General features: G+C 69.8%; 13 protein-coding genes and 1 pseudogene. 8 read left to right on the forward strand and 6 right to left on the reverse strand.

All coding sequences use genetic code 11. From position 1 onward, the window contains the following. Positions 1-59: 59 nt before the first annotated feature. From ACIF80_RS26230 to ACIF80_RS26240, 3 genes are all read left to right on the forward strand, one after another. A complete protein-coding gene (locus tag ACIF80_RS26230) occupies positions 60-4,367 on the forward strand; it encodes a LamG-like jellyroll fold domain-containing protein (RefSeq protein ID WP_399809162.1) in 4,308 nt (1,435 codons plus the stop codon). A 559-nt stretch (positions 4,368-4,926) separates the two neighbouring features. Next, on the forward strand, positions 4,927-11,325 hold the full coding sequence (locus ACIF80_RS26235; protein ID WP_399809404.1) for a polymorphic toxin-type HINT domain-containing protein: 6,399 nt from the start codon (positions 4,927-4,929) through the stop codon (positions 11,323-11,325). Between the two features lie 7 nt (positions 11,326-11,332). Next, on the forward strand, positions 11,333-11,782 hold the full coding sequence (locus ACIF80_RS26240; RefSeq protein ID WP_371238423.1) for a hypothetical protein: 450 nt from the start codon (positions 11,333-11,335) through the stop codon (positions 11,780-11,782). 89 nt (positions 11,783-11,871) lie between these two features. Here the strand turns inward: ACIF80_RS26240 and ACIF80_RS26245 are convergent. Then, a pseudogene (locus ACIF80_RS26245) lies at positions 11,872-12,195 on the reverse strand (tyrosine-type recombinase/integrase); the annotation flags it as partial. Between the two features lie 84 nt (positions 12,196-12,279). Here ACIF80_RS26245 and ACIF80_RS26250 point away from each other — a divergent pair. Then, positions 12,280-12,435: a DUF397 domain-containing protein gene (locus ACIF80_RS26250; protein WP_399809165.1), complete on the forward strand. Its 156-nt coding sequence runs from the start codon at positions 12,280-12,282 to the stop codon at positions 12,433-12,435. 168 nt (positions 12,436-12,603) lie between these two features. Here the strand turns inward: ACIF80_RS26250 and ACIF80_RS26255 are convergent, their stop codons facing one another. The 4 genes from ACIF80_RS26255 to ACIF80_RS26270 all read right to left on the reverse strand — a co-directional run bounded on the left by ACIF80_RS26255 (position 12,604) and on the right by ACIF80_RS26270 (position 18,340). Further along, the gene (locus tag ACIF80_RS26255) at positions 12,604-13,959 is read right to left on the reverse strand and encodes an ABC transporter permease (RefSeq protein WP_399809406.1); all 1,356 of its coding nucleotides are present in this window, start codon (positions 13,957-13,959) and stop codon (positions 12,604-12,606) included. A 92-nt stretch (positions 13,960-14,051) separates the two neighbouring features. After that, entirely contained in the window at positions 14,052-14,792 is a 741-nt protein-coding gene (locus ACIF80_RS26260; RefSeq protein WP_399809168.1) for an ABC transporter ATP-binding protein, read from the reverse strand. Beyond that, entirely contained in the window at positions 14,789-15,322 is a 534-nt protein-coding gene (locus ACIF80_RS26265) for a PadR family transcriptional regulator (protein WP_399809171.1), read from the reverse strand. The genes ACIF80_RS26260 and ACIF80_RS26265 overlap by 4 nt, the downstream gene beginning before the upstream one ends. A gap of 126 nt (positions 15,323-15,448) precedes the next feature. Continuing rightward, positions 15,449-18,340, reverse strand: coding sequence for a beta-N-acetylglucosaminidase domain-containing protein (locus ACIF80_RS26270; RefSeq protein WP_399809174.1), 2,892 nt, complete (start codon positions 18,338-18,340; stop codon positions 15,449-15,451). A 324-nt stretch (positions 18,341-18,664) separates the two neighbouring features. On the opposite strand from ACIF80_RS26270, the gene ACIF80_RS26275 reads away from it, so the two are divergent. The 4 genes from ACIF80_RS26275 to ACIF80_RS26290 all read left to right on the forward strand — a co-directional run bounded on the left by ACIF80_RS26275 (position 18,665) and on the right by ACIF80_RS26290 (position 22,418). After that, a complete protein-coding gene (locus tag ACIF80_RS26275; RefSeq protein WP_399809408.1) occupies positions 18,665-18,928 on the forward strand; it encodes a hypothetical protein in 264 nt (87 codons plus the stop codon). Further along, complete coding sequence (gene malQ / locus ACIF80_RS26280; protein ID WP_399809176.1) at positions 18,929-21,316, forward strand: 4-alpha-glucanotransferase; 2,388 nt, start codon at positions 18,929-18,931, stop codon at positions 21,314-21,316. Between the two features lie 98 nt (positions 21,317-21,414). Then, the gene (locus ACIF80_RS26285; protein WP_399809179.1) at positions 21,415-21,702 is read left to right on the forward strand and encodes a hypothetical protein; all 288 of its coding nucleotides are present in this window, start codon (positions 21,415-21,417) and stop codon (positions 21,700-21,702) included. 521 nt (positions 21,703-22,223) lie between these two features. Beyond that, positions 22,224-22,418 (forward strand): hypothetical protein, encoded by a 195-nt coding sequence (locus tag ACIF80_RS26290; RefSeq protein WP_399809182.1) that lies wholly within the window; start codon positions 22,224-22,226, stop codon positions 22,416-22,418. Between the two features lie 165 nt (positions 22,419-22,583). On the opposite strand, the gene ACIF80_RS26295 is transcribed toward ACIF80_RS26290, so the two are convergent. After that, entirely contained in the window at positions 22,584-23,201 is a 618-nt protein-coding gene (locus ACIF80_RS26295) for a DUF1707 domain-containing protein (RefSeq protein ID WP_399809185.1), read from the reverse strand. Positions 23,202-23,244: the final 43 nt, after the last annotated feature.

A 23,244-nucleotide genomic window follows, 5' to 3' on the forward strand; every position in this document is an offset into this window, starting at 1 on the left:
GAAGCGATTGGTTACGTCAGGCAACTGTGTAAGTACTGTGGGCGGGGTGTGTGACGGAGATGTGGAACCGAAGTCGGTTCACGGGCAGGACTGTTGGGGTCCTGCTGGGGGTGACGCTGGCCGTCGGGTCGGTTCCCGCGACGACCACCGCAGCGGCGGCGGGCGTGCAGGCATCACCGGCGAGCGCGGAGGAACCGGCTGACCGCACCGACGGAGTGACGGAAGCGGAAGCGCTTGCGAAGGCCGAGCGGACCGGTGAGCCGGTGGAGATCGCCTCACTGCGTGGAGAGAGCAGCGAGGTCTTCGCGACCCCGGAGGGCGATCTGGAGGCGCGGGAGTACCTGCGTCCGGTCTGGGCGCGGGTCGGCGGAGCCTGGGAGCGTATCGACACCGACTTGGCGGCCACCGACGAGGGAACCGTCGCTCCGAAGGTGTCGACGCTGGGAGTGGAGTTCTCCGGTGGCGGCGAGAGCCCGCTGGTGCGGATGCAGCGTGCCGGACGGGAGCTGAGCCTGTCGTGGCCCGCTCCGCTGCCCGCACCCGAACTGGCGGGGCCGGTCGCCACCTATCCGTCCGTCCTGCCGGACGTGGATCTGCGGATGACGGCGTCGGAGGACGGGTTCACGCAGTTGCTGGTGGTGAAGACGGCCGAGGCGGCGGCCAGTCCGGAACTGGCCGAGCTGCGGCTGGAGCTGGACGCGCAGGGCCTGTCGGTCCAGGAGACGGACAAGGGCGGTCTGGAGGCGCTCAACGAGGGCGCCGAGGGGACCGTGTTCGAGGCGCCGAAGCCGATGATGTGGGACTCCAGCACCGGGGGGACCCCGGAGGGCACCGCAGAGTCCCGGACGGCAGCGGCCGACGGGGCGGCGAGTCCGAAGGCTGCGTCCTCCGGCGACGGCGCGGAACCGGGTGCGGGGGAGTCGGGCAAGCTCGCCCCGGTTGGAGTGGAAGTGTCGGCCGGACAGGACGAGTTGGTCCTGACCCCGGACGCCGACGTGCTCAAGGGCGAGGACACCACCTACCCGGTCTTCATCGATCCGCAGTGGTACACGCCGCGGGCGGCCGCGTGGACGATGGTCTCCAAGTACTGGGCCAACTCGCCCCAGTGGAAGTTCAACGGCGAATCCGATGCCGGCATGGGCTACTGCAACTGGTCCTACTGCAACCCGCACGACACCAAGCGTCTCCTCTACCGCATCCCCACGTCCAGGTTCGCGGGCAAGACGATCCTGGAAGCCACGTTCGTGGTGCGCAACACCTGGTCGGCGTCCTGCTCGGCCCGTACGGTGGAGCTGCACCAGACCAAGGGCATCTCCTCGTCGACGACATGGAACGGCCAGTACGACAACGGGTTCTGGATCAAGCAGCTGGCGTCGGACTCGTTCGCGCACGGTTACTCGGGCTGTGCAGCCAAGGACGCGGAGTTCAGCGTGAAGTCGGCGGTGCAGGCGGCCGCCGACGACAGGGACTCGACGATGACGTTCGGGCTGAAGGCGGCCAGTGAGACGGACGCGTACGGCTGGAAGCGGTTCTCGGACAAGGCGCACCTGCGGGTGCAGTACAACCGCCCGCCGCCCCAGATCAAGATGTCGCAGCTCACCATGGAGTACGGCGGCACCTGCAAGAAGCCGTCCGCCGCGGCCCGGGTGCGCACACTGGGGAAGATCCACGTCAACAACGTCACCGACCCGGACGGCGACCGCATTGCGGTGGAGGTCAGGGCATCCTGGGACGCGGGCGACGGCAAGGGAGTGATCGCTCGCTGGACACCGAAGCGGACCGACCCAAAGGAGTCCGGCTCCAACTTCGTGATCAGTCTGCCGTCCTCGATACCGGAGAACAAGCAGGTCTACTGGTATGCGCGCAGCCACGACGGCGGGAACTACTCACCATGGTCGTCCGCAGGCGACCCGACGGCCTGCTACTTCGTCTACGACACCAAGGTGCCCAAGGCGCCCGTCATCGCATCCGACGAGTACCCGTCCTCGAACCCGGAGGACCCGGACGATCCGTGGTTCGACGGAGTGGGCAAGTACGGCTCGTTCGAACTCAAGGCCGCCGAGTCGGACGTGACCAGGTACTGGTTCGGCATCAACGGCGACCCCACCTCCAAGAACGCGGTCACCACCTCGGCCGGGGCGGCGAGGACGATGAGGACGCTCCCCGCGAAGGCCGGGCTGAACTTCGTCACGGCCCAGGCGTTCGACCAGGCGGGCAACGGCAGTGAGATCCGCACCTACCAGTTCCGCGTCAAGGCCGGACAGCCCGAGCGGGCCATGTGGCAACTCGACGACGCCGCCACCGCCACCTCCGCGAAGGGCACCGCACCCCGGCGCACCGCCGACCTCATCGGCGGTCCGGCCCCCGGAGCGACCGGCGCCAAGGGCACCGCGGTCCGGTTCGACGGCGTCGACGACTACGCGGTCACCGACATCCCCACCGTCGACACCTCCACCGGCTTCTCCGTCTCGGCCTGGGCCAACCTGGCCGAGATGCCCGGCCGTGCCGCCATCGTCGCCTCCCAGCCCGGCAACCATGCCCCGGGCTTCGAGCTGTACTATTCCCACGCCTACGACCGCTGGGCGTTCAACCAATACACGGCCGACACCGAGAACGCCGGCATCGTCCGCGCCATGCAGGCGTCCCCGGGCGGCGCGAAGGCAGGGCAGTGGACCCACCTGGTGGGCACCTACAGCGCCACCTACGACGAGCTGAAGCTGTACGTGAACGGGCAACTGGCCGGCACGACCACCTATGACTCGCCCTGGGACGCACGCCGCGGCCTGCAGATCGGCGCCGGCCGCTACGACGGCGAGCCAGGGTCCTTCTTCCCCGGCGCCATCGACGAACTGCAGATCTTCGACAAGCCGCTCTCGTCCGGCGAGGTCACCCGGCTCAACAACAAGCAGTCCGTCATCTCCGGGCGCGCCGCACGCGCCGTCTTCCCCCTGGACGAACCCGCCACCGGCCAGGACGGCACGTCCACCACGCGGATCACCGGCACCGCCGAGGTCCCGGCCGCAACCTTCCACGGAGGCGCCACCCCGGGGGCCGACGGGGTCGCCGGCACCGCTCTCAGCCTGGACGGCACCGACGACTACGCCACCACCGGCCGGCCCCTGCTGAACAACCAGCGCAGCTTCGCCGTCTCCGCCTGGGCGAAACTGCCCAGGACCAAACCCGACCACGCGGCGATCGTCCTCACCCAGACGGGCGAGCACAAACCGGGACTGGAGCTGTACTACTCCGCCGCCTACGACCGCTGGGCGGTCAACCAGTACTCCGCCGACGACCCCGATGCCACCCCGATCCGCGCCATGCAGGCCGAAGGCACCACCGCCCACGGCGACACCTGGACCCACCTGGCCGGCGTGCACGACACCATCGCCAACAAGCTCACCCTCTACGTCAACGGCGTCGAAGCCGGATCCACCACCCTGCAGGCCGGCTGGTACGCCGGCGGCGCCGTCCAGATCGGCGCCGGCTCCTACGACGGAAACCTCGGCTCGTTCTTCGACGGCCAGATCGACGACGTCCGCATGTTCGACCGGTCCGTGTCCGCCGAAGAGGTGCAGCAGCTCTTCAAGCAGCGGCCGCTGGTGAAGAGCCGGTGGATGTTCGAAGAGACGATCGGAACCAATCCGGTCACCGTCCCCGATGCCGCCGGCACCGGCAACGCCCTCACGATGCGCGCCGGCGCCACACCGTCGGACGCCGGGTTCATCGACTTCGGCGCCATGCAACTGAACGGCACCACCGGTTATGCCTCCGCCGCCAGCATGCCGGTGGACACCTCGGGCAGCTTCACGCTGACTGCCTGGGCCCAAGCCGCCGCCATGCCCGACGGAGCCGTGGCCCTGGCGAGCATGGAAGGCAGCACACGCAGCGCCTTCACGGTCCGCTTCGTGCCCGATGCCACCGACCCCGAGACCAGCCCCGGACACTGGCAGCTGACCGTGGCGGACAAGAACGCCTCCGACGCCGTCGTCGCACAAGTCGACAACGGCGAGTTCTACGACGCCCGTGAATGGAACCACCTGGCCTTGGTCTACGACGGCTTCACCAAACAGGCACGCCTCTACGTCAACGGCGGCCTGGCCGAGGTCGCCTGCACCGACGCCGACGGTGACGGCACCAGCGACAGCAGCGCCTGCGCCGACCTCGTGCCCTGGGCAGAGAACGTGCTGGCGTTCAGGGCCGCCTCACTGCAGGTCGGACGCAGCGGCACCGGCAGCAGCGCGGGCTCGTACTTCCCCGGCCTGGTCGACGACGTGTGGACGTTCCAGGGCGCGCTGAACGACAGCCAGGTCCAGGAACTCGCGGGCTCCTGGTTCGACGTGCCCACCGAGGTGCCCGCCGGGCGCTGACATCCGACACCTGATCCCTAGGGTCCGGGGCGGCCTCGCCCGTCCCGGACCGGGTTTCCAACTTCCCTGTTCACCGGGGTGTCAGCACCCCTCCCCTGGCCTGGATCACATGATGCCCATACCGAGAACAATCCGCCCACGTACGCTCCGGCGTCCTTTGGCAGCGACGCTGTCCACCGTATTGATCGCCACTTTGCTGCAGATCGTGGCAGCTCCGGTGGCCAGCAGCCTGCCGGGTCTCCCTCCTTCCGAGAAGCCCGTCGAAGGCGCCCACTCCGTCAAGGTCAAGCCGCGCACCGTGGCAAAGGGACCCCGGGTGCCCGCCACGACACCGCACAAGGACTGGCCGGACGCCGGCACGGCCACGGTCACGCTGTCCGAGGCCGAACCCGAGCCCGGTAGCACGCCGGCGCTGACTGCGGCCAAGGGACAGCCCCTCAAGATCGGAGCCGCGCTCCGCAAGGCCGGCGCCAAGTCGCAACAGCCGCAGTCTGCGCCGGGTACCGTCACTACACGGGTCTTCGACCGAAAGCAGTCGGTACAGGCCGGCGTAACCGGGATGCTGTTCTCCCTCACCCCGAAGACCCAGTCGGCGAAATCCGCGGACGCTGCGGCGGGCAAGGTCGCCGTCACCGTGGACTATGGCGACTTCAAGAACGCCTTCGGTGGCTCCTATGCCTCCCGCATGCGTCTCGTAACGCTACCCGCCTGTGCCCTGACCACGCCGGACAAGACCGTCTGCCGCACGCAGGATCCGGTGGTCTCGGTGAATGACACCGCCAGCAGTACCCTTTCGGCCACCTCTGTCAGCCTGTCGGCCACGGCGCCCACCGTACTGGCTGCCGTCGCAGACGCCTCCAGCGACAGGGGCGACTACAAGGCGACTCAGTTGTCCCCCTCGGCGACCTGGTCCACCAGTCTCAATACCGGTGACTTCAACTGGTCGTACGACATGCCAGTGCCTGACGTGCCCGGCGGGCTGACCCCAGAGGTGGGGCTGGCGTACTCGTCCGGTTCCGTCGACGGCCGTACCGGCAACACCAACAACCAGTCCTCCTGGGCGGGTGACGGCTTCGAGATGTGGCCCGGCTACATCGAACGCCGTTACAAGTCGTGTGCCGACGATGGTGTGGAGAACTCCGACGGCAATAAGCCGGGCGACCTGTGCTGGGCTCACGACAACGCCTTCATCTCCTTCAACGGCAAGGCCGGCGAGCTGGTGCCCAACGGCACGAACTCCTGGAAGCTGAAGAACGACGACGGCACGAAGATCGACCGCCTGACCTCCAGCAACCGGGGCAACGGGGACAACGACGGCGAGTACTGGAGAGTGACCGCCCCGGACGGTACCCGCTACTACTTCGGCTACAACCGGCTGCCCGGCTGGGCGGACGGCAAGGAGACCACGGACTCCACCTGGACCGTCCCCGTCTACGGTGACGATTCGGGTGAACCGTGCCACGCCAACACGTTCGCGGAGTCATGGTGCCAGCAGGGCTGGCGCTGGAACCTCGACTACGTCGTCGACACCCACAGCAACGCCGTCACCTACTTCTACGACAAGGAGGGCAACCACTACGGCCGCAACCTGGAGGCCGAGGACGGCACCCCCTACGTCCGCGGCGGCACCCTCGACCGCATCGAGTACGGCCTGAAGTCGTCCTCGCTCTACGGCACCAAGCCGCGGGCCAAGGTCACCTTCACCAACAAGGAGCGCTGCATCAGCGACTCCCACACAACCTGTTCCGACATCGACGCCGATGCCGCCTACTGGTACGACACCCCCTGGGACCTGAACTGCGACAGCGCGGAGGACTGCGACCAGGGACGCCTGTCCCCGGCCTTCTTCACCCGTAAACGACTCACACAGGTGACCACCCAGGTCTACGACGGCAGTGCCTACCAGGACGTCGACTCCTGGAAACTGGCCCACCGCTGGGGCATGGCCGACACCGACTACCAGCTGCTGCTCGACTCCGTCCAGCACACCGGCCACAGCGCCGAACCGGCCATCACGCTCCCGAAGACCACCTTCGCCTACACCCAGCTCGCCAACCGCCTCGACAAGACCGGCGACGGCTACGCGCCCTTCATCAAGAGCCGCCTGTCCACCGTCGCCGACGAGTCCGGTGGCCAGATCGACGTCAACTACTCGTCTGAAGCCTGCTCCTGGGGCGGCCTGCCGACCCAGCACAGCAACACCACGCGCTGCTTCCCGCAGTACATCGGCGGCGACAGCGACAGCGACCCCGAACTGCACTGGTTCAACAAGTACGTCACCACATCGGTGACCGCCACCGACCGCACCGGCGGCGCTCCCGACCAGGTCACCGCCTACCAGTATCTGGACGGCGCCGCCTGGCACTACGACGACGACCCGCTGACCGAGGACAAGGAGAGAACCTGGTCGCAGTGGCGCGGCTATGGGCATGTGCGGGTGCAGACCGGTGGCCAAGGCGGAGCCGCCGCCATGAAGTCCCAGCAGGACTCCTACTTCCTGCGCGGAATGAACGGTGACCGCAAGGACGCCGATGGCGGGACCAAGTCGGTGAGCATCACGCTCGGCACCGACGAGGGGGACCCGATAACCGACTATGACGAGGCGAAGGGCTTCCAGTACAAGACCGTCACCTTCGACAAGCCCAACGGCAAGGTCATGACCAAGACGGTCAGCCGCCCCTGGCGTCATCAGACCGCCGAGAAAACCCGGGCCGTGGGCACTCTCACCGCCGCCTTCACCGGCACCCAGAACACCTGGGGCTGGACCTCACTGGACGGAGGAGCCGGCAGCCAGTGGCGCAAGACCTACACCTCCTACAGTCACGACACCGTCGCCGGCCGCGTCATCCTCGAACACAACGCGGGAGACACCTCCACCTCCGCCGACAACCGGTGTACACGCACCGAGTACGCCACGAACACCACGGCGAACATCCTCGGCAAGGTGTCACGGGTGGAGACCGTCGGTGTGGCCTGCAGTGCCACCCCTGACCGGTCCAAGGACGTCATCTCCGACACCCGCACCGCCTTCGACGGCCAGGCCTACAACCTCGCCCCGACCAAGGGCGATCCGACCGCGGCCGCCACACTCAAGAGCCACGACGGCACCAAAGCCACCTACCTGGAAACAGGCACCACCTACGACCCCTACGGCCGTGCCCTGACCGTCACCGACCTGACCGCGAACGTCACCGTCGACGGCAACGGCACCCCGGTCCGCACCGCCCGGTCCGACGGCCGCACCACCACCACGGCCTACACCCCGGCCACCGGCCGACCGACCCAGATCGCAACCACCACTCCGCCGGCCACTCAGCTGGACCCGTCGACCGCTCAGACAACGACCCACGACCTCGACCCGCTGCGCGGACAAGTGGTCAAGGCAACCGACACCAACGACAACGTCACCCAGACCGAGTACGACGCGCTGGGCCGCATCAGCAAAACCTGGCTCGCCGACCGCAAAACCGGCCAGACCCCCAACTATGCTTATACCTACACCATCACGGGCGACGCTCCCGCGACGGTGGCCACCAAGACGCTGAACAACAACGGTGGTCAAGTCACCTCGTATGCCCTCTATGACGGCTTCCTGCGTGCCCGCCAGCTCCAATCACCCGGCCCCGACGGCGGCACACTCATAGCCGACACCTTCTACGACGAACGCGGCCTGACGTCCAAGGTCTTCGCCCCGTACTACGCCACCACGGGACCCAGCGCCCAGTTGTTCCAACCGGACGACGCGCTCTCCGTGGAGACGCAGACTCGCACCACCTACGACGGTCAGGCGCGGCCCACCGAGGTCAAGCAGATCGCCGGCAACGGTGACGGTGGCACTGTCCTGCACACCACAACCACCATCTACGGCGGTGACCGCGTCACTGTCATCCCACCTCAAGGAGGCACCGCCACCGTCACCCTCAGTGATGCCCAAGGCGGTACCACCGAGTTGCGCCAGCTGCACAACCACAACCCGGACGCTGCCTACGACACCACGAAGTACACCTATCATTCCAACGGCCAGCTCAAATCCATCACCGACAAGGCGGGCAGCGTCTGGTCCTACACCTACGACCAACTCGGACGCCAGATCGCATCGACCGACCCGGACAAGGGCACCACCACCAGTGCCTACGACGACCGCGGTCAACTGACCTCCGTCGATGACGCCCGCACCGACGCCCCCAAACTCGTCTATGTCTACGACGGCCTGGGTCGCAAGACCGAACTCCACGAGGGCTCGGCCACCGGCACCCTGCGTGCCAAGTGGGTCTATGACACCGTCAGCGGAGCCAAAGGCCAACTGACCGAAGCCACCCGCTACATCAGCGGCAACGCCTACACCAACAAGGTCACGGCCTACGACAGGCTCTACCGCCCCAGCCGTACTGCTGTCGTCATCCCAGACAGCGAAGGAGCGCTGGCCGGCACCTACCAGACCGGCACCACCTACAAGCCTTCCGGCCTGACCGCCAGCGAAAGCTACTCCGCGGCCGGCTCTTTGCCGGGCGGCTCGGTCAACTACACCTACGACGAGCAGACCCTCCGCCTGACCTCGTTGTTCGGGCAGGGCATGAGCAGCAGCGTCAGCCACAGCCTCACCGGCAAGCCCCTGCAGTACACGATGGGTCTGACCGGCGGAGACAAGCAGACCCAGGTCACCAACACCTATGAATGGGGCACGCAGCGCCTGTCCCATACCCGTGTGGACCGTGCAGAACAGGCCGGCGTCGACCGCAGTCTCACCTACGGCTACGACGAGAGCGGCCGCATCCGCTCCATGTCGGATGTCAACCGCACCGGCACTGACACCCAGTGTTTCAACTACGACTACCTCAGCCGCCTCACCGAGGCCTGGACCCAAGGCACCCCCGCCTGCGCCGGCACACCCGCGAGCGAACAGATCGGCGGTGCCGCCCCGTACTGGCAGGCCTTCACCTACGACGCGTCCGGCAACCGATCCACCGAAACGCAGCACGACCCCGCCGGTAACACCACCAAGGACATCAACCGCACCTACACCTACCCCGGCCCCGGCCAGCCTCAGGCCCACAGCCTGACCTCCGTCACCACAAGCGGCCCGTCCGGCACCACAACTGATCAGTACTCCTACGACAAGACCGGCAACACCACCGCCCGGCCCGGGCAGGTCCTCCTGTGGGACGCCGAAGGCCACCTGGCCAAAATCACCGAAGGCGACGACACCACCACCTACCTCTACGACGCGGACGGCAACCGCCTCATCGGCCGAACCCCCACAGAGACGACCCTCTACCTCGGCCACACCGAAGTCACTCTCGCCGACGGTTCCACAACCCCGAAAGCAATCCGGTACATCGCTCTCGGCAGCGGTCAGACCGCGGTTCGTAACGACGACGGCACCTTCGCCTTCACCATCGGCGACCACCAGGGCACCGGCCAACTCGCCGTCGAAGCTGATGACTTGTCCATTACTCAGCGCCGCACCCTGCCCTTCGGTGCTCCGCGTGGCGCATCGCCCGAGAACTGGCCCGGTACCAAGGGCTACGTCGGCGGTACCGATGACCGGGCAACCGGCCTCACCCACCTCGGAGCCCGCGAATACGACCCCACCACCGGCCGTTTCCTCTCCGTCGACCCCCTCTTCGAACTCGGCAAACCCCAAACCTTCGATGGCTACAGCTATGCACTGCAGAACCCAGTCACCAACTCCGACCCCTCAGGACTGGGCAACGCCGACTGCATGAGCGGTGTCGTCACTGGATGCCAGAATGGCGTGCCGGTCAAGAGGTCCAAATATCATCCGGAACGCGAGAACAAGCCTCCGGTCAAAACTCCGGGGACTTGGGAGACGGAAGGGCAGACCGGCAAAGACCTCAGCAACGACGGCCAGGTCACCCTGCTCCCTGATGTTCACATTCCGGTGGACTGGGGTCAGACAGATAAGTTCATTAGTATCTTCTATGGGCACCTCGAAAAATTGAGTTATAGCGGACTGGACTTCTACATCAGAAATCATGATGAGATGGCCGTCCAGGCTGACATTAAACAGGCCCTGCTGTACGCCTGCCATGATACGAACTGCCCTGCAAAGAGAACCTTGTTCTTCAGTTGGGCGACCAAGAACTTGGTTTCTTCGCTCGGCGGAGGCAGATCTTCCCAGCCGGCCGGGAAGTCAACAGGGAACGGTAAGAGAAGTAAGGGCGGTACAGACTGCAACTGCTTCCTCGCCGGCACCGATGTCCTCATGTCCGACGGTACAACCAAAGACATTGAAGATATTGAGATCGGTGACGAGGTTCGTGCTACTGACCCCGAAACCGGTGAAACACGCAATCGAAGCGTCACACGCCTCATACGTTTCGACAAAGACAGGTTCTTCAATGAGTTGGTCATCGCCACCAGCGACGGCCTCGAGCACCTCACCGCAACCCACGAGCACCCCTTCTGGTCCCCCTCCCAGAACAAGTGGGTCACCGCAAGCGGCCTCAAGCCCGGCATGACCCTCCTGACGGACAACGGAACCACCGTCACCGTCACCGCCAACAAGCCATTCACCAAGCACGTCCGCACCTACAACCTCACCATCGACGAACTCCACACGTACTATGTGCTGGCGGGGGCTACTCCGGTACTCGTTCACAACAGCAACTGTGATCTTCCTGAGGGATACACCTCTTCCCCTGCGCTCAAGGGTGATCCGTACCATCCGGACTCGGTGGCTGCACGGAGTCAGCAGAACCGAGAGCTGTACGCGGGAACCGTAGGGGATCGGGCCGGGGCTCTGGGATACAGAACGAGAATTCCCGCACAAAAGGCCCCGTTCAATTCGCACGGCCAGGTGGTCTTCTCTAATGGGAAGAACTACATCACGCCTGATGTTGACGGGCATAACGTGTCGGATGGCTGGAAGATGTTCAATCGCAAGGGACAACGGATCGGAACCTATGACCCAGATCTCAACTACCTCAAGGAATGACGACTTCGTGATCGAGGTGATGGATTACCCGACCTCAGAGGGTACGAGTTCGCTGCCCTCCAAGGCAGTCGGCAGGATCAGGGTCGGCGAGTTCACGGAGACGTTCCTGATGGACCTGAGTTTCTGGACGGTGGATGACTACCGCCGAAGCTGGGATGGTGCGCTGACGAAGCTGGAAGAGGCCGAGAATTCGACCTCCTGCCTCATCGCCTCAATCACCGATCCGGCGGCCAGTAACTTCATCTCCTGTTGGCCGATGTATCGAGACGGGGAAGAGGTCTACGTGCAGAACTCGATCATCTTCCTGGACGAACTCCACGAACAGTTCAACCCGCAGGAGCCGTGGCGGTACGTAGAGGCTCGATCGTCGGTCGACGAGGATGGAAACCGTATCTCTGAGTGGTCGACGAGCACCTCTCAGGTACGGCGGTTCCATGAGTCCGCCTGGGGGCGATAGATCCCGCGTGCAGGTGCAAATGTGAAGCCCCGTCAGGTACGTCCTGGCGGGGCTTCAGCGCGGTCTGACGGCAGTAGTTGACGGCAACGTCAGCGGACGGGGGCTGCGCAGAGCAGTGGGTCGTCACCGTCGTCGGGCTGGCCTGCGCTCTCGGCGGGGCTACGGAGGGCGTGGCCGAGGATGTCGATAGCGTCGCGTTGGAGGCGGAGCCGGACATGGGCGTAGACGGTGGCGGTGACGCCGATGTGGGCGTGGCCAAGAAGTTCCTTGATCACGACCAGCTCAACCCCCTGCTCCAGGAGCAATGTGGCGGTCGGGTACCGGAGGTCATGGAAGCGGATGCGGCGAAGGCCGGCCTTGCGGAGAAGCGTGGTGAAGGCGCGGGTGAGGTTGGTCGGGTCGACCGCACGGCCCGGCGGAGCCTTGCGCCCCGTGATTCCGTCAGGCTCATCGAAGCTGTCCGACAGGAGATCTGACCGGTGACCGAGTTCGACTTCGTGAAGTCCAGCTGCAGCAACACCTCTGGCGAATGTGTGGAGGTTGCCCCCGGCCCCCTCACGTCGTGGCCGTGCGGGATTCCAAGGATCCCGCACGGCCCGATACTCCGCCTCGCCGCGACGACTTGGGCAGAATTCACCGCGTCGCTGGGCTGACTCTCCGTGGGGTGTCGAGGAGTACTGTCTCGACGTGGACGGCGTCTTCGTCTGACCGGTCCGCCCTCGGCCCGTATCCACCCGAGCGCGACGGCGCGGCAGCCACGCCCCGGCCCCGGTGAACCCCCGTCCCTCCGGGCCCCGGGGCATGGCCGCCGCGCCGGCCGGTCAGGCGTACCGCAGTTGGGACGGGTCGGCCGAGCGGCGCAGCAGGGGGAGTGCGGTTGCCGAGGCCAGGAGGCAGGCGGCGTAGGTTGCCGGGGGAACCAGCAGGGCGGCCCAGGGCAGGGACGCCGCGTTCGTCAGCGTGCCGTAACCGGTGCCGACCGCCAGGCCGCCGATGCCCGCGAGCAGCAGGGCCGGGGCCAGGGGCAGCGCGGTCTCCAGGAGCAGCGCCCGATTCAGCACCGGACGTGGCACGCCGGCGGCCGTCTGCGCGGCCAGCCCCCGCCGGCGGGTGGCCAGCGACTCGGCGGTGCCGACGGCGAGGGCGGTCAGGGTGATCAACACCGCCACCGTGATCGCCGCGGCGGTCAGGTTCAGGCCCGTCGTGTAGTACGACGTGGACCCGCCCAGGGATCCTTGGTTGCGGTGCAGCACCTCGAGGAACGCCTCGCGCACGCCCATGAACGCGGTGCCCACGACCGTCACCAGCAGCACGGCCGCATGCGTACGGGCCGCCGCCCACGGGTCGGCGCGTAGCCGCTCCGCCGCGATCAGCACCGCCGCCGATCGGGCCCGGGCGGCCAGCACCCGTCCCATCAGCCGGGAGGAGGCCCCGGCCAGCCACACCGCGCCCACGCCGACCGCGAGCAGCGCGGCGAACATCATCACCGGGAACTGCCAGTTCGCCCCGCGGGTCGCTGCGCGGTCGGTCATCGCGGTCACCACGCCCACCGCCACCACCAGCACCACCCCGCCCACGAACAGCCGGCCGGGACCGCGGGCCGAACGGATCTCCGTCACCCGGCGTACCGGGCCGAGCGGCGAGGCCACCACCCGGCGCAGCGCCAGCGCGCCCACCGTCGCGCCCAGCACCGGCACCGCGAGGGCGACCAGCGCGACCACGACCCAGGCGAGGGCGTCCGGCCGGGACTCCAGGCCCAGCAGGAACAGGACCGAGACCACGGTCGCCACCGCCGAGCCGAGCAGGCAGGCCAGCCCGGTCTCCAGCGCGGCGATCCGCCGCACCTGCCAGGACGTCGCCCCGGCCAGGCGCAGTCCGGCCAGCCGCCGGTCCCGGTGCACGGCGCCGACGCGGGCGCACTGCCCGAGGAACCCCAGCACCGGAACCAGCAGGAGCAGCAGACCGAGGATCACCCCGACGCGCGTCCCCGGCTGGTCGACCAGACCCTCGGCGACGGACGTGCCGGTGCTGCGGCCGCCCAGCGACAGCAGGACTCCGGCGGCGAGCGCGCACCCGGTCGCGAGCGCCGCGCCGATCGCGGTGAGCGCCACCCGCCACCACTCCCGCCGGTCCGAACCGTGCGTGAGCAACCAGGCCAGCCGCAGGTCGGAGCGCAGGGTGGGGGAGGAGTGCGTACCCGAGGAGGGCCGAGCGCCCGGGGAGGGCCGAGCGCCCGAGGAGGGGCGGGTGTCCGAGGAGCCGGCGGCGTTCACGCGGTCACCTCCAGCGGCGTAAGCGTCCCGTCGCGCAACTGCGCCTCGCGGTCCGCGTACGCGGCCACCTGGGCGTCGTGCGTGATCAGCAGCACCGCCGTGCCGGCCTCCCGGGCCGTGTGCGCCAGCGCCGTCATCACCTGCTCGCCGGCCAGCGAGTCCAGGGCGCCGGTCGGTTCGTCCGCGAAGACCACCCTCGGGCCGGTGACCAGGGCCCGCGCCAGCGCGGCCCGCTGCGCCTGCCCGCCGCTCATCTCGCCCGGCCGCGAATCCGCCTGCCCGCGCACCCCGAACCGCTCCAGCCACTCCCCGGCCCGCTCCCGGGCCTGCGCCCGCCCGGTGCCGGCCAGCATCAGCGGCAGCGCCACGTTGTCGAGCGCGGTCAGCTCCGGAACGAGCTGCCCGAACTGGAACACCACCCCGAAGTCGGTACGGCGCAGCTCGCTCAGCCGCTTCTCCGGCAGTTCCTCCAGCCGCTGCCCGTCGTACGTCACCGAGCCGGCGTCCGGGCGGACGATCCCGGCCAGGCAGTGCAGCAGCGTCGACTTGCCGCTGCCGCTGGGGCCGGTCACCGCCAGGATCTCCCCGGCGCGCAGCTCCACGGAAGCGTCGCGCAGGGCGAGCGTCCTTCCGTGCGCCTTGACGAGGCCGTGGGCCGCGAGAAGCGGCCGTGCGGCACCGCTGCCGCTGTCGGCGCCCGTAGAGCTTTTGCCGCTCCCCTTGCTCCGGTTGCTCATGCTGCGTCGACCTCCGCGGTCAGAGTGGTGAGCCGGTCCGCCGTGGTGGTCATCCAACGGAGGTCGGCGTCCAGGTGTGTGAGGGCGTAATCCGCCGAGAGCACGGTCGCCAGACCGGACCCGGTCGCGGACTTCACCGCGGTGAGCTCCCGCATCCGTCCCATGTGAGCGGCGCGTTGGGCGCGCAGATACGCGGCCGGGTCGCCGCCGGACAGGATCGAGACCACGACCTTCGCGAAAATCTCGTTCGTCACGAAAGGCGCGGGCGGGGCGACTTCCCCGGCCCAGCGGGACAGTTCACGCGTCCCCTCGTCCGTCACGCGGTACGCGGTCCGCTCCGGGCCGCCGTCCGACTCCGTGCCGTCGACCTCGGCGAGGCCGTCGCGGACCAGGCGTTGCAGGGTCGTGTAGACCTGCCCGTAGGCGAGGGGGCGGGCTTCGGGGAATCGTTCGTCGTGGCGTCGCTTGAGGTCGTAGCCATGGCTCGGCCCCGAGGCGAGCAGGCCCAGCAGGACGTGACGGGTGCTCATGGCCTCATTATGTACTGAGTACATGTACTGAGTGAATAGTGGTGCGTGAAAAGATCATCGAGCTCGGAACCCGAGGGTCAGGGGAGTGGGGGGTTGGGGGCGCGGTGCCGGGGTGCGCCCCCCGCCTCAGTCCGCGACCGCGTACGCCTCCACCGACCACAGGGAGTAGCCCCACTCGGTGGCGCGGGTCTCGCCCTGGACGCGGACGTGGCGGACGTCGGGTTCGTCCATGCGGAGCGTCTCCCGCCCGCCGCGGCTGTCCGCCACCGACACCGCCGTACGCCAGCTGCGGCCGTCCGCCGAGACCTCGACGCGGTACGCCGACGGGTGAGCGTCCTGCCAGTGCAGTGCGACCTTGCCGAGCCGCACCGGGCGTTCCAGCTCGACCTGCCACCAGGAGTCGTCCTCGACCGGGGACGACCAACGCGTCTCCGGGACACCGTCGTTCGCCGCCGAGGCGGGGAAGTCGGGCGTCTCGTCGGCCGAGGAGCTCGCCGTGCCGGTGCGGGCCAGATCGGGTCCGGCGGTGCGCGGGACGGCGTTGACCGTCAGCGTGTGCGTCACCTCGCCGAAGCCGAGCCGCACCTCGTACGACCGGGTCGGCGTCCCGGGCTCCACCGTCACCTCGACGGGAACCTCCACGGAGGTGCCGCGCGGGATAGTCAGGGTGTCCTTCGGAACCCGTACCTTCACGCCCTTCGGCGCCTCGACGGTCACCTTGCCGCGCACCTGCTCGGGCCGCAGCGACTCGAGCGTGGCCGTGAGCCGCCGGGTGCCGCCGATGTCGGTGTCCGCGGGGCCGTCCGGCAGCGTCAGCGAGACGCCGGGTTCGTCCGTGAACCACGGCACGACGTGCCGGACCCGGGAGGTGTCCGCGCCGGTGACGCGGACGGCGCCGGCCGGGCCGTCCACCCGCAGCTCGGTGGCGCCGGACGCGGCCAGCGTGCCCAGGCGGCGCCAGCCCGCGCCCGGCGCGTGGATCTCGACCGTCCCCGCGGTGCCGGGCTCGGCCAGGACCGTCACCGCGCTCAGGTCCCGGACCCGCGGCAGCTGGAGCACGCCGTCGTCCGACCGGCCGCCGGAGCCGGCGGTCGCCTCGCGGCCGATGCCCGCCCAGGTCTCGTACGCGTCCCGGGCCCGGTTCAGGAACGGGTCCAGGACGCCCTTGCCGACCGTCACCCGGGCGGGCTTCAGCAGCGCCCGCTGCCCGGCCAGTTCCCGGTACGCGGTCCAGGCGGCGCCCGCGTCGTCGGACTCCTGCGCGCGCAGCATGTCCAGCGCGGTGAGGCCGGCCTCGCCGTAGCGGGCCAGCTGCCCGGTCCAGGGGGCGACCTCGTCGGCGAGCGAGGCGGTGCGCGGGTTGCCGGACAGGGTCCCGGGCAGCTCGCGCAGCACGGTGAAGGCGGCGCGCAGCCGCTTCTCGGCCGCGCGGCCTTCGTCGCCGCCGGCGTCCGCGCGGGTCCGCCAGAACTCCTTCAGCAGCGGCCGCAGATACGCGGACTCCTCGGCGCCGAGGACCGAGGACGCGTCGTTGCCCGCCAGCGCGGACAGCGCCTCGACCAGCACGGGGTCGCCCCCCGCGAGGTTCTTGATCGCGGCCCGCCAGGACTCCTGGGGGCGGTAGTCGCGCGGGTTCCAGGCGAAGTCGGCGGCCGTGAACAGGGGAATGCGGGACGCCTCGGGCTGCTCCATCGCGTTCGAGAGCAGGGCGGCCGAACCGGCGGCCACGGCGGGCTCGCGGCCCTGGTAGGGGCCGAGGAAGATCCGGCCGGGGGCGAAGTCGTTGACCGGGTAGTTGTCCATGGTCACCAGCGGGCGCGCGAACACCCTCCGCGCCTCGGCCAGGTCACCGCCCGTAATGGTGCTCGGCACCACGCCGACCCCGGTCCACGCCACCTCCACCGCGGAGTCCAGGGCGTCCGAGAGGGCCCGCCGGTACGCGGTCGACCCGTCCTCGTAGTACTCGGTCGGCATCAGCGAGAGCGCCGCGGAGCCGGGGTGACGGCCCGCCAGGTGGCGGGCCACCGCGTTCGCCACGTGCGCCTGGGCGCGGGCGGCGGCGTCGGGGCCGGAACCGAAGCGTTCCGCGTCCTCCCCGCAGTGCCACTCGCTGTAGCTGACGTCCTGGAACTGCAGCTGGAAGGCGCGGAAACCCAGCGCCCACATCGCGTCCAGCTTGCGGGTCAGCGCGCGCAGGTCCTCGCCCGAGGCGAAGCACATCGCCTGGCCCGGCGCCACCGCCCAGCCGAGCGTGACGTGGTTGCTCCGGGCCCGCTCCGCCAGCTCCCGGAACTCCGCGCGCTGCCGGTCCGGGTACGGCTCGCGCCAGCGGGCCTGACGGTGGAGGTCGTCGCCGGGCGCGTACAGGAACCGGTTCTGCTTGGTGCGGCCCATGAAGTCCAGCTGCGCCAGCCGTTGTCGGTGCGTCCACGGGGTGCCGTAGAAGCCCTCGGTGATCCCGCGCACGGCGGTGCCCGGCCAGTCGCGGACGACGGCGGCCGTGAAGGTGCCGTCGGGGCGCAGCAGCTGACGCAGCGTCTGGACGGCGTGGAACAGGCCGTCCTCGCCCGCACCGGTGAGCGCGACGGTCTCCTTGCCGACGGTCAGGGTGTAGCCGCCGGAGGGGAGGGCGTGGAGGTCCGGCTGGGGGGAGCCCACAGACCGGTCCGCGCTCATCCGCACCACGAGCGCCCCCTCGGGCGCCTTGTCGCCGGGGGCGGTGAACCGGCGCGCGCCGGCCTCCCGCAGCAGCGTGCGCAGGGTTTCGACGGCGTGGGGGTCGGCCGACGCGTCGGTGCTCAGGACGACCTCGTCGGTCACCGCGACCGGAGCGCCGTTCGCCCGCAGGGACTGGGGGCGGGGCCAGACGGCCAGGTCCGTCTCGACCCGGTCGGGGACGGGGGACGTGGTCGTCCCGGGAACGGAGGGGGCCGCCGCGGAGACGGGCACGGCGCCCAGTGTCCCGGCGACGACGACGAACGCGAGGGCGGCCGCCCTCTTCCCACGCCGTAGCTGCAAGGCCCCTCCCGAGGAGACAGAACCGTTACGTGACAGGCCAGGAGCCCATCACTGTGCTCCGGACGTGTCAATCAGAGTGGCCGTTGTGACGGGTTTGCCCGCATGTGAAATGCGGGAACGGGAACACGGTGTGAGCAGAAGCACGTTCCACGGATTGGGGAGCCTGCCTTCGCGCCCGTTGGGTAGGGACTGCGAAGAACCGCGCCGTCAGGCGCATCCGTGCACGAAGTTTCCTGTCATTCCGCTTGATTCCGATCGATCTGATTGATTTCGACGAGGAGGCCCTCAGTGGCTGCTGCACCGGCGTTCGTTCTGTCCCCGCCCATGTCCAAACCCGAGGCGGATCCGTCCGCCGACCTCGACGGCCTGCACAGCGCCGAAGCCGAAGGCATGCACGCCTGCGTCTTCAGCGCGGAGGGCCCCTGCGCGGGAGTCCCGCTCACCAGCGAGCCTCCGCTGCCCGACGCCGAGCCCCTCACCAGCGAGCCCCCGCTCTCCGACGCCGCCCCCCTGACCAGCGAGTCCGACGCCGCCATGGACGCCACCGGACTCGACTCCTTCCCGGCGCAGTACGTCCCGGAGCCCTAGATGGCCGGTGCCGGACCGGCCGAGCCGCCTTCAGAGTCGCCCTCCGACTCTTCCGAGTCGTTCTCCGACCCTTCCGAGCCACCGTCCGGGCTTTCCGCGCCGCCCCCCGGGCGGGCGCCGGTTCCCGACCCTTCCGAGTCTTCCGCGCCCTCCGCGGACCTGTCCCGGCTCGCCGCCCTCCATGGCGTCGCCACCGCCTACAGCCCCTCCCCGGACCGTACGGTCGCCGCCTCGGTCACCGCCGTCACCCGCGCCCTGGCCGCCCTCGGCGTGGACGCGGGGACCCCCGAGGCCGTCCGTGACGCGCTCGCCGCCCGCGAGCGGGAGCAGGCCGAGCGGCTGCTGCCGCCCACCGTGGTCGGCTGGGGCGCCGGCGCGCCGCCCGCCCTGGCCGCGCTCCCCGAGGGCACCCGGCTGCTCGTCCGCACCGAGCAGGGCGAGACCCGCGTCTCGGCCGGGAACCTCCCGCCCGGCGTGCACCGGGTGACCGCCACCGCGCCCGACGGTCGCACCGGCGAGGCCCACCTGATCGTCGCCCCGCCCCGGCTGCCCGCACCCCCGGCCCGCTCCTACGGGCTCCTCGTCCAGCTCTACTCGCTCCTCTCCCGCCGCTCCTGGGGCATGGGCGACCTCGCCGACCTCGGCGAACTCGCCACCTGGGCCGGCCGCGCCCTCGGCGCCGGATTCGTCCAGATCAACCCGCTGCACGCGGCCGTCCCCGGCACCCCGACCGACCCCTCGCCCTACCGGCCGTCCTCCCGCCGTTTCCCGGACCCGGTCCACCTGCGGATCGAGGACGTCCCGGAGTTCGCGTACGTGGGGGAGGGCGAGGGCCTCGCGGAAGCCACGGACATCGCGGGAGCCGCGGAAGTCACGGACATCGCGGGAGCTGCGGGAGCCGCGGGCCTCGCGGGAACCGGGGACGACCGCGACCGGCGGCGGGGCCCGCGGCGGGAGCGGCTGGAGGACCTGCTCCAGCGGGCCGCGGAGCTGCGCGAGGCGGTACTGGACAAGGGCGCCCTGATCGACCGGGACGCCGTCTGGGCGACCAAGAAGGCCGCACTCGAAACGATCGTGAACGAGGTACCGCTCGGCCCCGGCCGCCTCGCCGCCTACCGCGACTTCCTCGCCGAGCAGGGGCAGGCCCTGGAGGACCACGCCACCTGGTGCGCGCTCGCCGAGGTGCACGGCCCCGACTGGCACACCTGGCCCGCCGCACTGCGCGACCCGCGCTCGCCCGGGACCGCGCGGGCCCGCCGCGAACTGGCGGCCAGGGTCGACTTCCACTCCCGGCTGGCCTGGCTCACCGACACCCAGCTCACCGCTGTCCAGCGGGCCGCGCGCGAGGCCGGGATGCCGCTCGGGATCGTCCACGACCTCGCGGTCGGCGTGCACCCCGGCGGCTCCGACGCCTGGGCGCAGCAGGACACCCTCGCCGCCGGCATGTCGGTCGGCGCGCCCCCGGACGCCTTCAACGCCCGCGGCCAGGACTGGGGCCTGCCGCCCTGGCGCCCCGACCGGCTCGCCGCCTGCGGCTACGCGCCGTTCCGCGCCCTGCTCCAGGCCCTGTTCCGGTACGCGGGCGCCCTGCGCATCGACCACGTCATGGGCCTGTTCCGGCTCTGGTGGGTGCCCCAGGGGCAGCCGCCCACCGAGGGCACGTACGTCCGCTACGACGCCGAGGCGATGCTCGCCGTCCTCGTCCTGGAGGCCTCCCGTGCCGGGGCGGTGGTGATCGGCGAGGACCTGGGCACGGTCGAGCCCGGCGTGCGCGAGGCACTGCGCGAACGCCGGGTGTACGGGACGTCGGTGCTCTGGTTCGAACGGGACTGGGAGGGCGACCGCCGGCCCCTGCCGCCGGAGACCTGGCGCGCCGACTGCCTGGCCACCGTCACCACCCACGACCTGCCGCCCACCGCGTCCCGCCTCACCGGTGAACACGTCGGGCTCCGCGACGGCCTCGGCCTGCTCACCCGCCCCCTCGCCGAGGAACACGCGGAGGCCGTCGCGGACACCGCGGAGTGGCTGGACCTGCTGACCGGGCTCGGCCTGCTGCACGGCACGGACGGCGCCGCCGACGTGGAGGAGGAACGCATCCAGGCCGTCCACCGCTACCTGTTGCGCACCCCCGCCCGGATGATCGGCGTCTGGCTCCCCGACGGCGTCGGCGACCGGCGCCCGCAGAACCTCCCCGGCACCTGGGACCAGTACCCGAACTGGCGCCTGCCCATCGCCGACGCGCAGGGCCGCCCGACCCCCCTGGAGGACCTGACGGCGTCCCCGAGACTGCGCGCCCTGCTCGACGTGGTGCGCACCCGCACCGACCGGCCGGACGGAGCGGACAGCACGGACGGTACGGACAGCGCGGACGCCCCGGGCGGGACCTGAGGGCAAACCGGCTCACACCGGTACATACCCGGTGCGACCGGGGTCCCGTACGCACCCCCGGACGCGCGGGCCCCACGGCTGTTCGCTACGTTGGCACCGTGGACAAGACGAACGCCCTGCGCGCCGGCGCCCTGGCAGCCGGTACGACGCTGATGATGCTGCTCATGACGTCCCCCGCGCTCGCGCTCACCCGCGACGACGGCGACGACCCCGGCACGGGCCTGAGCGTGATCGAGACGCTGGGACTGTACGTCGTGGCCCCGATCGTGCTCTTCCTGGTCATCGCCGGGCTGGTGATGGTCCTCGACAAGTCGCACAAGCAGAAGGACACGACCAGCTCCAACATCAGGATCAAGCCCGACGCCCAGACCGACGTCAAGGCCTGACCCCGGTCCCGGACTCCGGCCGGTCGTCCCCGCAGCTTTCCGAGGGCGCCGGCCCCGCCCCCCGTACGCGTGAATCGCCGTACGGGGGCGGGGACGGCGCCCTTCGTGCCGGGTACCGCCCCGCCTCGATGAGTGATGTCCGCAGCAGTGGGCCGGTCCCTCTCTCCGAAACAGCCAGGGGTACCCCCACGGGTGCGCGGATCTGTTCCCCGCACCCACGGGTGGCTTCCCCCACGACTCACAGCGGCGACTTTTCGCGGCTGCGGGAAGCACCTGTGGTGAGCCGGGGTCGATGTCCACGACGATGGGCAGCAGGGCAGCGGCCCGAACCGGGGGCAGACACTCAGGCACCTGGCGACGACACGGCCACCACCGGCGGGCTGTCCCTGTAGCCGGCGTCCCGTCGGTGGCACGTACGGCGTGCCGCCCAGGTGGCGTTTCGGCAGGAGAACCCCTTGGGGCGTCCTTTCCGGCTTGAGACGATCACCGGGACCGTATGAACGAACGCAGGGGTGGGGAACATGATTGCTCTGGTGCTGCTCGGCATCTTGGTGCTCGTCGTCGGCGGGTGCGTATGCGTGGTGTGGGCGGAGCGCGGCGGGCCCCGCTGGGTCCGCGTCGTGGCGGCCGTGACGCTCGGTGCGGGGGAGTTGCTGCGCCGCTCCGGGAAGAACCGTCGCCGGGACCTGGACCGGCCCACCGGCGACGGTGACTAGGCCGTGTGTGAGATGTGGTGGCAACGCCGTCGATCCCGTGGCGGTCGTCCCGTCGTCGGTGTCGGCGGCAACAGCCGCTCCGGCCGCACCCGCTGTTCGCCCGTCAGGCCACCACGAGGCGTTCCGAGATCGCTTCAGATCTTGATCAACACCTCGGCACGCGGCCTAGCCCTGCGTCGGGTTGCTGTCCAGCTTGCGCCGCTCCCGGCGGTTGGGGTGGCGGATGACTACTCCCGCCATGCCTCCGGACCCGGTGAGCCGGATCAGCGGAGTTCCCGGGAGCCGGTCGGGAGTGGTCTTGTCCGTCAGGCCGCCGAAACCGGGATCCATGCCGCTGGTGTCCGCGGCCCAGCCGTCGGGGATGACAATCGTGACACCGGATGTCTCCCCGTACGCCTCCACTGCGACCTCCGTGAGGCGGCACTCGGCCCGGGTGAAGTCGACCTTCACACCCCCCACGCCTCCGTGAGCGATCACGTGCCCGGGAACCTCCCAGCGCCCGGGGCCTCGAGACGCGCCGTACATGCCGCCCTTGAGCACCAGCGGCGGCCGGCTCTCAGAGGAATTCAGCCTCGGCAAGTCGGCGGTCAGGACGGCCAACTCGGCGTAGGTCTTGGACTGCAACGCCTGCTCCAGGCGCAAATCCAGCTCATCGAAATCGATTCGCCCCTCGGCTGCCGCATCGCGCAGCTGCTCCACCACTGCTTCCCGGTCGTCGTGAGAGGCGCGGAGCTCTCCTGAGGGAACAGGGCGCGGAGAGGGCTCCGGAGGCTGGACAGTCATCTGATTCCTCTCGTGGATACCCCCGCCTTCAGGCGGGGGAGGA

This window comes from Streptomyces sp. NPDC085927, assembly GCF_044540975.1.
Lineage (GTDB): Bacteria > Actinomycetota > Actinomycetes > Streptomycetales > Streptomycetaceae > Streptomyces > Streptomyces hirsutus.

Excerpts from the sequence above, each read along its gene's own strand:
- ACIF80_RS26290 (WP_399809182.1), top strand. The coding sequence starts at position 22,224 with ATGATTGCTCTGGTGCTGCTCGGCATCTTGGTGCTCGTCGTCGGCGGG.
- malQ (WP_399809176.1), top strand. The coding sequence starts at position 18,929 with ATGGCCGGTGCCGGACCGGCCGAGCCGCCTTCAGAGTCGCCCTCCGAC.
- ACIF80_RS26230 (WP_399809162.1), top strand. The coding sequence starts at position 60 with ATGTGGAACCGAAGTCGGTTCACGGGCAGGACTGTTGGGGTCCTGCTG.
- ACIF80_RS26265 (WP_399809171.1), bottom strand. The coding sequence starts at position 15,322 with ATGAGCACCCGTCACGTCCTGCTGGGCCTGCTCGCCTCGGGGCCGAGC.
- ACIF80_RS26295 (WP_399809185.1), bottom strand. The coding sequence starts at position 23,201 with ATGACTGTCCAGCCTCCGGAGCCCTCTCCGCGCCCTGTTCCCTCAGGA.
- ACIF80_RS26235 (WP_399809404.1), top strand. The coding sequence starts at position 4,927 with ATGCTGTTCTCCCTCACCCCGAAGACCCAGTCGGCGAAATCCGCGGAC.
- ACIF80_RS26275 (WP_399809408.1), top strand. The coding sequence starts at position 18,665 with ATGTCCAAACCCGAGGCGGATCCGTCCGCCGACCTCGACGGCCTGCAC.
- ACIF80_RS26260 (WP_399809168.1), bottom strand. The coding sequence starts at position 14,792 with ATGAGCAACCGGAGCAAGGGGAGCGGCAAAAGCTCTACGGGCGCCGAC.